Source organism: Ruegeria arenilitoris, assembly GCF_013031355.1.
Classification (GTDB): domain Bacteria; phylum Pseudomonadota; class Alphaproteobacteria; order Rhodobacterales; family Rhodobacteraceae; genus Ruegeria; species Ruegeria arenilitoris_C.
In genome coordinates this window covers 175,235-188,464 of sequence record NZ_WPZO01000008.1, presented here as the reverse complement: position 1 = coordinate 188,464, position 13,230 = coordinate 175,235, and the positions used below count along the sequence as shown (strand labels likewise).

General features: G+C 61.4%; 8 protein-coding genes. 4 read left to right on the top strand and 4 right to left on the bottom strand.

The window, feature by feature from the left end; all coding sequences use genetic code 11:
* The first annotated feature begins 117 nt into the window (after window positions 1–117).
* The 4 genes from GOX63_RS17885 (at window position 118) to GOX63_RS17870 (ending at window position 4,432) form a co-directional block, all read left to right on the top strand.
* Complete coding sequence (locus tag GOX63_RS17885; protein WP_170327889.1) at window positions 118–1,116, top strand: helix-turn-helix domain-containing protein; 999 nt, start codon at window positions 118–120, stop codon at window positions 1,114–1,116.
* Between the two features lie 105 nt (window positions 1,117–1,221).
* Complete coding sequence (locus tag GOX63_RS17880; RefSeq protein WP_170327890.1) at window positions 1,222–2,787, top strand: DUF4153 domain-containing protein; 1,566 nt, start codon at window positions 1,222–1,224, stop codon at window positions 2,785–2,787.
* A complete protein-coding gene (locus GOX63_RS17875; RefSeq protein ID WP_170327891.1) occupies window positions 2,784–3,461 on the top strand; it encodes a response regulator transcription factor in 678 nt (225 codons plus the stop codon). Before GOX63_RS17880 ends, GOX63_RS17875 begins: the two co-directional genes overlap by 4 nt.
* Window positions 3,458–4,432: a sensor histidine kinase gene (locus tag GOX63_RS17870; RefSeq protein WP_170327892.1), complete on the top strand. Its 975-nt coding sequence runs from the start codon at window positions 3,458–3,460 to the stop codon at window positions 4,430–4,432. Before GOX63_RS17875 ends, GOX63_RS17870 begins: the two co-directional genes overlap by 4 nt.
* A 19-nt stretch (window positions 4,433–4,451) precedes the next feature.
* Here the strand turns inward: GOX63_RS17870 and GOX63_RS17865 are convergent, their stop codons facing one another.
* From GOX63_RS17865 to GOX63_RS17850, 4 genes are all read right to left on the bottom strand, one after another.
* Window positions 4,452–6,023, bottom strand: coding sequence for a trimethylamine methyltransferase family protein (locus tag GOX63_RS17865; RefSeq protein WP_170546661.1), 1,572 nt, complete (start codon window positions 6,021–6,023; stop codon window positions 4,452–4,454).
* Window positions 6,020–8,083 carry an FAD-dependent oxidoreductase gene (locus GOX63_RS17860; protein ID WP_170327894.1) on the bottom strand — a complete coding sequence of 688 codons (2,064 nt, stop codon included), beginning with the start codon at window positions 8,081–8,083 and terminating at the stop codon, window positions 6,020–6,022. The genes GOX63_RS17865 and GOX63_RS17860 overlap by 4 nt, the downstream gene beginning before the upstream one ends.
* A gap of 139 nt (window positions 8,084–8,222) precedes the next feature.
* Complete coding sequence (locus GOX63_RS17855) at window positions 8,223–10,028, bottom strand: BCCT family transporter (protein ID WP_170328012.1); 1,806 nt, start codon at window positions 10,026–10,028, stop codon at window positions 8,223–8,225.
* A 69-nt stretch (window positions 10,029–10,097) separates the two neighbouring features.
* Entirely contained in the window at window positions 10,098–13,226 is a 3,129-nt protein-coding gene (locus GOX63_RS17850; protein ID WP_170546658.1) for an efflux RND transporter permease subunit, read from the bottom strand.
* Between the last annotated feature and the right edge of the window lie 4 nt (window positions 13,227–13,230).

Below are 13,230 nucleotides of genomic sequence, written 5' to 3'. Positions count from 1 at the left end.
AGAAACCTCGTCTGCACATGCCCACCAATGGACGCATACCAAGACGCAGCCGAGTGAAAAACACCCCCGCCGGGAAACCGGCGGGGGACGACCCCATGAATGGCAGGTGGAGGAACGATGAAACACTATGTCCTCGGAAACGACCAAGCACGGCCGGCCACCAGAGCGTTTGAACGAACACGGTATATCGACGTTTTTCTGAATGATCCCAAGGCAAAAGCGTCGGCTGAGATGATTGTCGAGTTTTTCGACGCCTTGAACGATCTGGTCGAAGACCACATCTATGTCGTGAATGTCCGATGCCCTGAAACCGGTTCTGCGGGTGCCCCGCTTTATTGGGCGGGCCGCACGGCAATTTTCTGGGGCGACATCCAGAAAACCTGGCCGTGTGACAGCACCGACAAAGCCCGTATATCGCAGATACTGAACCTGGCGTCACGGTCCATACTGGTCGGTGGCGCGGTGCTGTTGTTGGCGCAGGCCGGGCGGACCGCAGAAACAACTGCTGCCATCCATCCCAACTTTGCGGCTGCGGCACGGGAAATCGGGCTTTCCGACTGCCACAGGAACACGCATTGGTCACCTGACAACCGCACGCACAGCGCCGCAACCAAGCTGAGCGCGCTGCGGCTGTTGGCGGACTGCGTGGCACTGGATCACGGAGAGCATCTGGCCGATACCCTGCGCGGCTATATCGGTCTGACCGAACCGGAACGCAGCTGCTCCAGCCAGCTGGCAGCCCGCCTGATCCAACGGTCCGGGGCCGATCCGATGGTGCGACAGGTGATCGAGGCCATGCTGAACAACGTGGAAGATCCGTTGAAGATCTCAGATCTGTCTCAAACTGTCGGCGCATCCACCCGCCAGTTGCAGCGGCGGTTTCTGGGCAAGACAGGCGTCAAGCTTCTGATCACCTATCGAGAGCTTCGGCTGGAGCGCGCCCACAGCCTGCTGCAACACACCAACATGCCGCAATCCGAGATCGCCACGGCGACCGGGTTTTCCTCCGCCGCTGCGTTGGGGCGGGCGTTTCGGGCGCAGTACAACCTGACCACTGCAGATGTCCGAAACCAGCGATTTGCCGGGGAATTGTCGGGGCACCGTCACACGCACTAGGGCAACAGACGGTTTTCTGCATATCTGCACGAAATCTGCACAACTGGTGCGGATTATCTGCAGGCCGCGCGTTCACCTTCGGGGAAACTCGAGCAGGAGAACGACATGCCCAAAGAACTCATCATCCGTGGATTGCCCCGATCCCTTGCCCATGACGGCTGGTGGCTGGCCAGCGAAAGCGGCCCATCGATTGACCAGGTGCCCCCTTCGGCACCACCGGGCAACATACTGGACCTTATCCACCGATTTCCCCGATTTGCCGCCTTGATCCTTATTGTTCTGCTGGGGGATTTTCTGTTCTGGGGATACTGTCCCGGGCTTTCGTTGGCCCTCTTTGCATGGGGTATCTTTGCGGCGGTCAGTTTCGAAAGCCCGCTCCGCAAGAAACCGTGGACCTCTGCCGGAGTACTGCTGCTGGCGACCCTTCCCATTCTGGAACATGTGCAGCTTCTGTCGCTGATCTTCCTCACCGCCGGGCTGCTTTTTGCCGTGGTCCTGTTGCGCATACCGCCCGAGATCAAGACACGCGAAAGCCTGCCATGGCTGGCAAACGCTGTCCTGCGTCTGATAAAGCGTCTTCCGACCGCCGGTATCGTGACCTTAGCGGCCTACATCCGGGACTGGCGCACTCGGGCCGCCTCTCACAGCTCGTTAAGCGGAACTTTTGTTCGCGCTTTCCTTCGCAACTGGGCGTTTCCGCTGGGTGGTGTAATGGTCCTCAGCGCTCTGTTGATCAGCGCGAACCCCGTGCTTGAACATATGGTGGTGCGAATGCTTCGGGTGGATTTCGATCTTTTCCTACTGCTCCGACGTGCAATGTTCTGGTCCGGGTTGGCGCTGTTGGTCTGGCCGGTCCTGACCGCCCCCACCCCGGATGAGGCGATCGCGCTTACCCTACCCGACTGGAATGCTCCGCGTTTCCTGAACGCCGGGTCAGTCTTTCGGGCGCTGGTTCTGTTCAACCTCATGCTGGCCCTGCAATGTGTACTGGATTTCTCGATCCTGTTCGGCGACGCATCTCTGCCCGATGGGATGAGCTATGCCACCTACGCCCATCGCGGCGCCTACCCTTTGCTGGCGACCGCCTTGCTGGCCGGAGGTTTCGCACTGGCGGCGTGCCCGTTTTCGGAACGAAACCCGGCTCTGAAATCACTTCTGCTTCTGTGGTTAGCGCAAAACGTGCTGCTGACCCTGTCGGCCGCGTTTCGTCTGGACCTTTATATCAACTCCTATGGCCTGACCTATCTGCGCGTCTATGCGGTGATCTGGATGGGGCTGGTCGCGATCGGTCTGGCGATGGTGGCGTGGCAGGTGCAGCGGGGCCGATCCTCGGGGTGGCTTTTGCTGCGGGTCGCCGCACTGGGCACGGGGACGCTCTATACCTGCTCATTCATCAATTTCGCCGCCCTGATCGCGACGGACACGCTGTCGCGCGCGTCGGACTCGGACAACACGATCCCGACGGACTGGCTCTATCTGTGCAGCCTTGGGCATACCGCGGCCAAAGCGATGTCGACACAGGTGGCGCTGCAACCGATCCCGCATATCCCCGACTGGGCGCAAAGCTGTGTGCATCCCGACCCGACCGATCCCAACTGGCGCGAATGGGACTTTCGCACCGCGCGCGTGAATGGCTATCTTGCAGCAAACACGCAAAGCGAGGCGCAATGAAAATCCTGTTGGTTGATGACGACCCCCGCCTGCGCGAGCTGGTAAGCCTGGCCTTGGAACGCGCGGGATTTCAGGTGGTCACCGCCAGCGACGGCCAGATCGCTGTGACCCACGCCGCCCGCGAAGCACCGGACCTGATCGTTCTGGATATCGGCCTGCCCGAGATGGACGGGTTCGAGGTCTGCCGTCGCATCCGCGCCCGGTCCGAAGTGCCGATCCTGTTCCTGACCGCCCGCGATGATGAGATTGACCGGATACTGGGTCTGGAAATGGGTGCTGACGACTACGTCACCAAACCCTTCAGCCCGCGAGAGCTTGTGGCGCGGGTGCGGGCGATCCTGAAACGCTCGGCCGGGCAGCGTCCTAACGCGATCCTGAGCCATGGTCGGATCACGCTGGACCCCGGTGCGCATATTTGCAGGTGTGATGAGGCCACCGTACCCCTGACCGCGACCGAGTTCACCTTGCTGGCCACGCTGATCGAGCGCCCCAGTCAGGTGCACAGCCGGGCGCAGCTGATACAGGCGGTCTGGGGCGCACTGTCTCAGGTCTCGGAACGCACCTTGGACAGCCATCTTAGGAACCTGCGGGGTAAGCTGGCGCAAGCGGGCTGCTCAGGTGCGATCGAAACTGTGCATGGCGTTGGCATACGCATTCAAGGCGCCGCAACATGAGGCGCAAGTGGCGCCCGAGTCTTGCCTTTGTGTTGGGCGGCGCCCTGTGCGGTACCTTGCTTTTGTCGCTGACCGGGCTTGTGGCGTTTCGCTATCTGGGACCGGAACTGGGCTATCGCAACGCCGCCGTTTTATTGGCGCTGATCATCACCGCCGCCACGGGCGTTCTGGGCTGGCTGCTGGTCCGGTTGTTGCTGCGGCCGATCTTTGCGCTTGAACGCTTTGCCACTCAGGTCGTTCGACGCCCCGCCGCCCCCCTGTCGCCGCCTGCGCGGTTCGGCACTCAGGAACTTGGCACCACCGCGCAAAGCGTCATCGACATGGCCGAAACCCTGCGTAATCGGGAAACGACGATCCGCAGTTTCTCGGACCATGTCACGCATGAGCTGAAAACACCCGTCGCGACCCTGCGCGCGGCGACGGAACTGCTGCGTGATGACGAAACCCTCTCGGCCGAGAATCTGCGTCTGATTGATCAGATCGCCAGTGCGGGCGTGCAGATGGAGCATCAGATCGACGCCATGCGACAGGTCGCCCGCGCGCGCGAGTCGCGTCATGACGGGGTGACCTCGTTGATTGAACTGCAGGACGGGCTGGGCAGCGACTTTCCCACCCTTGATCTGCGGATCGAGGGCGGTGACGTGACCATCCCGATTGGCCCCAAGGGTCTGCAGGTCGTGCTGCGGCAATTGCTGGGCAACGCGTCTGAGCATGACGCGCAGGTCGTGCAAATGTCAGCCGTGCCAGACGAGGCACGGGTTGTCCTGACGGTGCGCGATGACGGACAGGGCATCTCTGCCGGCAACGCGGCGCGGGTGTTTGACCCGTTCTTCACCACGAAACGTGACCAAGGCGGGACAGGCATGGGGCTGGCCATCGTCCGCAACACGCTGCGCGCACATGGCGGAGATATTGCCCTGCTGCCCGCCTCTGACGGCACCACCTTTTCGATCTGGTTCGAAAACAGATAGTCCCGGGCCGTATTGTGCCCTAGCTCCGGTTGCCCCGCATCTGCTCGGTTTTCACAACGATAGGGAACTCCTCGCGCACTCGAGCGTCCTCGGCCCCGAAATAGTTGGGGAAATGCACTCCCAGAATGTCCTGTGCCTTGTCCTGCGCGCGTTGCAGCAGATCGACCTTGCCTTCGCCTTCCCACGTATCGGTGCGTTCGCGGTCCATCAGTTGGGGGTAGACGAATTCCGAGTTCATGAAACTCAGCGTATGCGGATTGCCCAGAAAATGCCCCGGGTCGATGGCGCATTTGTGGATCACGTCTACGGCCATGGTCTCGTCGGTCACTTCGATGCCGCGCAGGGATCGCAGGATCATACCACCAGCCTCATCGTCGATGACCATGCTTTCAAAGCTGCACCCCATCAGGCTGCCCAGCATTCCGCCGAACTCGCACACCCGGTTGGCCCCGGCATGGGCAGCCAAGGAAAAGGTCAGCGCCTTTTCCAGCCCATATTGCGCGTCGGTCAGCTTGGCATCGGTCATCCCTGCCCCGACCGAGGTCGGCAGGCCGTAGAAATTGCCCATCTGCACGGCAGCGGCGCCGATCAAGGCCTGCTCTCCACTGCCGCCAGTGAACGACCCGCTGCGCAGATCGGTTATGAAGGGCCAGGCCGCGAAGCTAACCGGGCAACCCGGTGTGATCAGGTTGGCGATGGCAACGCAGGCCAGCGTTTCCGCCACTGCCTGCACCAGCGTCCCGGCCAATGTCGCGGGCGCGGTGGCGCCGGCCTGCGGCGGGACGGCCAGATCGACGGTCAGGCCCAGCTTGGCGGTGTCGATCAGTATTTCCATATTCTCGCGTCCGATGCGCAGCGGTGACACGATAGGACAGCCGCCAAACACCACCGAGGGCTTTTTCAGAAACTTCCCTTCACCCCCCGAGGCCAGATCGAACATGCGGATGGCGTGCGGAATGTGACTGCGGCTACGGAAGGCCAGACAGGCCGGTTTCTGGCTGGCCGAAAGCATAGCGTAGACCATGTTCATGTCGTGGGTGAAATCGTCGGTCACATCGGTGGCCAGCACGGTGGCCCCCAACATGTGGATATTGTCCAGCTTATCGACCAGCCGGGTGAAATCGTAGATATCGCACAGCGTGGACGGGCGATAAGATTTGGTCTGCGCGTCAAAGGTTGTGACTGCGGTGCCAGAGTTGGCGAAATACACGCTTTGGGCTGTGCAGTGCATGTCGTCCTTGCCAGCACGCTCACCCCGTGCATGGACGTAGTATTCCCGTGCAGCGTTGGACAGCAGGTCCTCGGTCAACGCGCGGGGGAAGCACAGTCGGTTGTGGTCGTTCAGAACCGCTCCTTTGGGCAAGACCAGATCCAGCAGTTCCGGGAACGGATCGGCCAGACCTGTCCGCTCCAGCACGGTCAGGGCCGCGCGGTGGATGGCCACCATATCCGCCTGTGAAAGAGGGCGATAGCGGCCACCGGGCAGCCCGCCGTGAACCGCATCGTTTCCGGTGCTGGCCTGCTGTTGCGCGATACGTGCCGCGCGACCGCCGCCGCGACGGCGGGTTTTGGTTGCGATGGTCTGGGTCATGATGCCTCCTCTCGCAGATCGGTGATTTCCCGGCGGAACCCGTCCTGTTCAGCCGCGTCCTTGAGCCGTTCAAAGTCGCGCGCGGCGCGGTGGCCATCGAATACCGCATCGGCAATCAGATCCGGCGCGGCGGCATCGCCGATCAGTTCAAGCGTCTTCAGCCCCCTGCCTTGCAACTGATCAAAAAGGGTGGTGTTGCGCTGCCGTTCGGTCACCAGCACGGTCGCCGTACTTTCAATCTGCGACACCCGCCCGGAATAGACGCAGGCCGTGGTTACGCAGTCAGGCGCAATACGGCTCAGCGTTTGGTTACAGCAAATATCCACGCCCAGTTCGATCAGCCGCGTCTGAATGCGGCGCTGCTCCAACGTATAGGCCGAGAAGCTCGACACCGTGCTGTCCGGCGTCACAAAGACAACCTCGCATCCCAGGTGCACCAGCTTTTCAGCGATCACACTGGCCAGATAGATGTGGTCATCGTCATAGACCACCACCCAGCCTTCCGGCTCGGACCCGGCCATGATGTCGTCCGGAGTATAGATGAAAGCCGACGGGTCGATCTCCGGCGGTGAGCGGCGCGTGTCGCGACCCACACCGTCGGCGCGCCATGCGGCACCGGTGGCCAGAAACACATGGTCGATGCCCAGCTCGATCACCTGATCCGCATCCAGCGTGCTTTCTGCGAACATCTGCACATTGGCGCGCTGGCACAGGTCATTCAGCCGGTAATCGGCCACCCGGCCCCATGCGGCCAGCCCCGGCAAATGGCTTTCCCGCAGAACCCGCCCACCAAAGTCCATCGCGCCTTCGGCCAGCGTGACTTCGTATCCGCGCCGCGCCAGTTGCATGGCGCATTCCAGACCGGCGGGGCCACTGCCGACCACCAGCGTCTGCTTCACCTGCCCCCGTGGAGCGATGTATTCAGGATGCCAACCGCGCCGCCATTCCTCGCCGATAGTCGGGTTCTGGGTGCAGCGGATCGGGATGTCCAACACGTCCGAGGCGGCACAGATGTTGCAGCCGATGCACTCGCGGATTTCGTCAATGCGACCCTCTTTGATCTTGCGCGGGATAAACGGGTCCGCGATCGACGGGCGAGCCGCACCAATCAGGTCAACGATCCCCTTGCGCAGCATCGACAGCATCACGTCTGGCGAGGTCAGCCGCCCGACCCCGACAACCGGCTTATCGGTCACCTGTTTGACGTAGGATAGGTAGTCATTCTGAAACCCGTCCTGCGGTTGGAACCGGGTGGTCACGGATTCATTGGCCCAGTCCGAGACGTTCACGTCCCAGATATCCGGTAGATCGGCCAACAGCTCGACCACGGCCCGGCCGTCCTCGGCCGCCTGCATCCCGTCGGGGCCGAGCATCTCGTCAATCCCGAACCGAAAGGCCACGGCACAGGTGTCACCCACGGCATCGCGGGTGTCTTCCAGCAGTTCACGGGTCAGGCGCACGCGGTTTTCCAGCGATCCGCCATATTCGTCACCGCGCGTGTTCAGATGGGGCAGCATGAACTGCTGGGCCAGCGTCATCCCGTGGCCCGCATAAACGTAGATGATGTCGAAACCGGCCTCTTTGGCGCGCAGGGCGGCGTCACGATGCCAGCACCGCAACGCGCGGATGTCGGCCTTGTCCAGCACGCGCCCCTGTTTTAGCTGACAGGCAGAGATCGCCATGTCCGAGGGCGCAAGCACCGGCGCGCGGGACAGAAGGTTGGTCGCGTGCCTGCCATTATGGACCAGTTGAACAGCCGCCAAAGCGCCATGTTCATGCACCGCATCGGTCATCAGCCGCAGCGCGGGGATATCGCGGGCGTCCCACAGGCGCCCCTCGGTAAAGGGGGCCAGGTCCGAGGTCGGATGAATCTCGGTCTCTTGCGTGGACACGACGCCCCAACCGCCTTCGGCCTTCATCCCGCGAAGGGCGGCCTCGGCACGAGGTCGCACCTGACCTAGACCGGTACAGTAGGGCACCTGATAGAAGCGGTTTTTCGCAGTAACGGGGCCCAGACGTATGGGCTCAAAAAGTGGTGCGTATCTTTGAACGTCCGCCATGACGCGCCCCTTTCCTACGATTTGCCGGGAATGCCCGAGACCTCCGATCCTGTCGCCCCGCATGGGACAGTCCATGCAAAGTTACGCAGTCTTCATGAAGCGCGCCCCGGCGGAAAAATTAAGAAAACCTCGGACGAGCTTAACGTTCGGAGGGGCTTTCGTCGTACCGCGCGCGCCGCAGGTCATTGATCATGGCCTTGCCCAGCGCGACACACATCAGCAGCAGGACGACGCTGAAAGGCAGCGCGCCGATGATCATCGAATTGGTCAGCGCCTCAAGCCCGCCGCCGCCCGCAATCAGCAACGTCCCGATCACCAGCGTCAGCAAACCGCCCCACAGGATGCGGTGCATGACGCCGGTTTCCTCGGCTCCGCCGGACATGATCGTGTTCATCACCAGTATCCCGGAATCCGCCGAAGTGACCAGAAAGGTCATCGTCAGCACCACGCACGTGAAACTGACGATCACCAGCATATGGCCCGAGATCATCTGGCTGAGGGTTACGAACAACGTGGCCGTGGTTGAGGCCGACAGGATGGCGCCATTGGCGTCTCCGTTCAGTTCGAGATCAATGGCCGAACCGCCCAGAATGGTCATCCACGCAAAACAGACCAGCGACGGCGCGATCACTGCGCCCAGGATGAACTCGCGCACCGTGCGTCCGCGCGAGATGCGGGCCAGAAACAGGCCAACAAACGGGGAAAAAGCGATCCACCACGCCCAGTAGAACGTGGTCCAACCCGATTGCCAACCGAACAACCGGCCCGGCGTTCCGGCCTCATAGGCAGCGTATTTTGCGGCATCCGGCAGAGCGGCAGCGTCGTCACCCAACCCGGCCAGAAAACTGTCGCGAGTGCTCCAGGCGTCTGTGGCGCCGGGAAACAGCTCGGCCACGAAAGGGGCGGCTTCGGGCGGCAGGGCCGAGGCGAACTCGGCCTCGGGCATCGGGCCATAGGCCTGCAGGCTGAGCGGAATGAAATTGACGATGTAATCCACCAGCGCCTGCCCATAGGTCGTCAGGGCAAAGGCAAACGAGCCGAAGACGATAAACACCGCTAGCAGGACCAGCGACAGGACCAGATTGAGGTTCGACAGGTATTTCACCCCGCGCCCCACACCCGAGACCGCCGACAGGGTCGACATCACCATCACAGTCGCCAGCGCCACGATCAGACCTGCAGTGGATGGCTTCATCACGCCGTCCATCAGCCATTCCGCACTGGTGATCAGGAACGCCCCGTCAACCAGTTGCGACACCCCGTACCCAATAGTCACCGCCACCCCGAGGATCGTGGCGACAACACCCAGAATGTCGATCACATGCCCCGCGATGCCGTTGGAATACTCCCCCAACAAAGGCGTCAGCGCGGTGCGGATCGTCAGCGGCATATCGCGGGTATAGGCGTAATAGGCGAGGCTCAGCCCTGTCACCACATAGATGGCCCAGGCATGAAACCCGGTATGCAGGAACGTGTATCGATAGGCCCCCTTGATCGCCTCTTGGCTTTTGGCGGCAACCTCGCCCGAGACGGTCAGCGGATTGATTTCCCACAGACCCAGTGGTTCGGCGGTGGCATAGACCATCAGACCAACACCGAGTCCGGCCCCGAACATCATCGAAAACCATGAGAAGTTGGTAAACTCGGGCCGTTCTTCATCACCCCCCAACCGCATCCGACCCGTTGCCGGGATGATCGCTATAACGATCAGAAAGAACGCGAACAACGCGACCGAGAGGTTGTAGAAAATGTTGAACTCGCTCAGCAGGCCCGATTTCCATGACCGCAAGGTGTCATTGGCGCTCAGCGGCCAGACCAGCGCCCAAAGCACCAGCAGCGACACGGCGATCTTGCTGACCAGCGCAATCGGCAGGTTGTAGCCCTTGTAAAACCCGCTGTCCTGCCGTTCGATTTTCAGGTCCGTAAAGGGGTCTTGCAACGACATCTTGCTTGGGCCCGCCTCGGTTCCGGTGCCGTTCAGCATCCGGCAAACCCTGAAAGACTGCAACAATTTTCAGGCCTTGCGGCGCACCCGCCCAGGATTGACCAGCCATTCCCGCACGCTCTGGAACGCTGCGTAGAGCACCGGGATCATCAGCAGCCCAAGCGTACTGTCGAGGATCATACCGCACAGAACCGGATAGCCCACCGAGACCCGCGCCGCCGCCCCTGCCCCACTGGACAAGACCAGAGGTAAAACACCCACGATGAAACACAGACCGGTCATGGTGACGGGCCGGAACCGGATTTCCGCCGCTTTCAGGGCTGCTTCACGGATGCTGGCTCCGCCTTCGCGTTGCTGGTTGGCAAACTCGACCACCATGATCGCCTTTTTCGCGGCCAGCCCGATCAGCAGCACCATCCCGACCTGCGCAAAAATATTGCTGTTCACGAAGGGCAGCAGCGCCAGCGGGATCAGCGCGCCCAACAGCGCAAAGACAGCCGAGGTGATGATGGAAAACGGCAGGATCCAGCTTTCATACAGCACCACAAGAAACAGGTATGCCAACACCAGTGCCGATAGCATGATGTAAGGAACTAACCCCTGTGCTTTCACCTCTTGCTGGGTGACGCCAGACCAGTCGATCCGGAAGCCGTCGGGCAAGGTTTTGTCGGCTATCGCCTGCATCGCGATGATACCATCGCCGGAACTGACCCCATCCGCCAGCTGCGCACTGACCGAAGCCGCCGTGAACAGGTTGTAGCGCGGTACCGTGTCTGGCGCGAGAACCGGTTCGTTGCTGACGAAATTACGCAGAGGCAGAGACTCTCCGGCGCTGTTTTTGACATAGATGTTGTCCACATCGTCCAGCGTCTGTCGGAATTCGGCCTCGGCAGAGATCACCACCCAATAGACACGCTCGTTCAGGATGAAATTGTCCACGAAATAGGAACTGAGGTTGGCCTGCAACGCGGTGAAGATATCGGCCACGCTGACGCCCAGTGTCTCGGCCCGGTCGCGGTCCACGGACAGCTTGTACTGCGGGCTTTGGGCCGAGAAATTGCCATGCGCGCGGGAAAACTCGGGCGCGGCGTTCAGGGCCGTGACAAAGCCGGTCATCACCGCATCCAGTTGCGCCCCGTCCCCATTGCCGAGGTCCAGCAGCTCCACCGAAATTCCCCCGGTCGAGCCCAGCCCGTGAATGGTCGGGAACGGGAAGACGTAGGAAACCCCCTCGGGCAGTGCGGCCAGCTTGCGCTCAAGCTGGTGCATGATCGCGAACCATTGCAGATCGGGGCTGGTGCGCTGATCCCATGGGGTCAGCGTGACGATGACCATGCCCGCGTTGGGGCGCCCCCCGGCCAGCATGGAATGGCCGGACACCACAGTCACGGAATCTACCCCCGGCGTCTGTTCGATCAGCGTGCCCGCCTTGTCCATGAACGCCTGTGTGCGCTGCAGCGAGGCCCCGTCGGGCAGCTCCATCGACGCCATCAGAACCCCGTTGTCTTCCTGCGGGATCAGACCGGTCGGGACGGTTTTGAACAGGTACACCGTCAGACCCACGGCCCCGGTAAACACAAGCAGCGACACCGCCATATAGCTCAGCATCAGCGAAACAAGGCGCAGGTACTGGCGCCGCACCCAGACAATCACTGTTGGAACGACGGCCAGCGGCCCGATGGGTTTGCTATCGGTCCTCAGCATCATCGCGCAGAGCACAGGGGCCAGGGTCAAAGCGTTCACGGCCGACAGGACAAAGGCAAAGATGATCGTCAGCGCGAACTGGAAATAGATCGTGCCTGTCACGCCGGGGAAAAAGCACACCGGAACAAACACGGCCGCCAGAACAAAGGTCGTGGCGATGATCGGCCGGTTGACCTGCGACATCGCTTTCAGCGTTGCCTCGCGTGGCTCCAACCCCTCGTCCCGCAGGATACGTTCTGCGTTTTCGATAATGATGATCGCGTCATCCACCACCAGAGTAATCGCCAGAACCAACGCAAACAGGGTGATCATGTTGGCGCTGAACCCGATGGCATAGATCAGCGCTACCGCACCCAGAAGCGACACCGGTATGGCAATGGCTGGAACAATGGTTGCACGCAGGCTGGCCAGAAACAGGAAGGTCACGCCGATCACCAGCCCCGCCGTCAGGGCCAACGTGGTCATGATATCGCGGATCGACACCCGCACCGCGTCAGTGACGTCATAGGTGATCTCGTACGAGACACCTTCGGGGAACTTCGCCGACAACTCCTTCATCAACACACGCAGAGTGTCGGATATCTCAAGCGCGTTGGCGGTGCTTTCCTGATAAACCGCAACAGTGGCCGAGTCTTTGCCGTTCAGCTTGGTCGAGCCGGAATAGGTCGCGGCACCCAACTCGATCCGGGCGATATCCTCCAGCCGGGTAACAGATCCGCTGGGGTCCGAGGCGACGATGATCCGCCCGAACTCCTCAGCATCGCGCAGCAGGCCTTCGGCTCGGAGTTTGAATTGGAAATCGGTTTGCCCGTCGGCGAACGGGGGCGCCCCGACTTGCCCCGCGGCGGCGATGACATTCTGATCCTTGATCGCGTCGGCAACCTCGGCCGCGGTGATGTTCAACGCCGCCATGCGGACCGGATTGATCCAGACCCGCATACTGTATTCCAACTGACCGAACTGCGAGACCGATCCCACCCCTGGCAACCTCTGCAACGGGTCGTGCAGGAAATCGGCGGCAAAATTGCTGAGATACAACTCGTCCCGCGATCCGTCGGGCGAGGTCAGGTTGATCACCATGATCATGTTGCCTGACCGCTTGGTCACCTCGACCCCTTGCTGCAACACGGCCGAAGGCAACTCGGAACTCGCCAGCGCGATGCGGTTCTGCACTTCAACGGCGGCCACATCTGGATCGGTGCCCAGTTCAAAGGACACGTTCAGCATATAGCTGCCGTCATTCGAGCTTTTGGAAGACAGGGACAACATGCCCGGAATGCCGTTCACGCGCTCTTCGATCGGAGTTGCCACGGATTCCAGAATGACCTGCGCATCCGCCCCCGGATACGAGGTATCGACGTATATCTGCGGCGGTGTGATGTGGGGGTATTCGGTGATCGGGATCAGGCGCACGCCGACCGCGCCGAACAGAACCATCAGGATCGCGATGACGGCTGCGAAATGCGGCCTGTTGATGAAATATCGCGCGATCAAACCG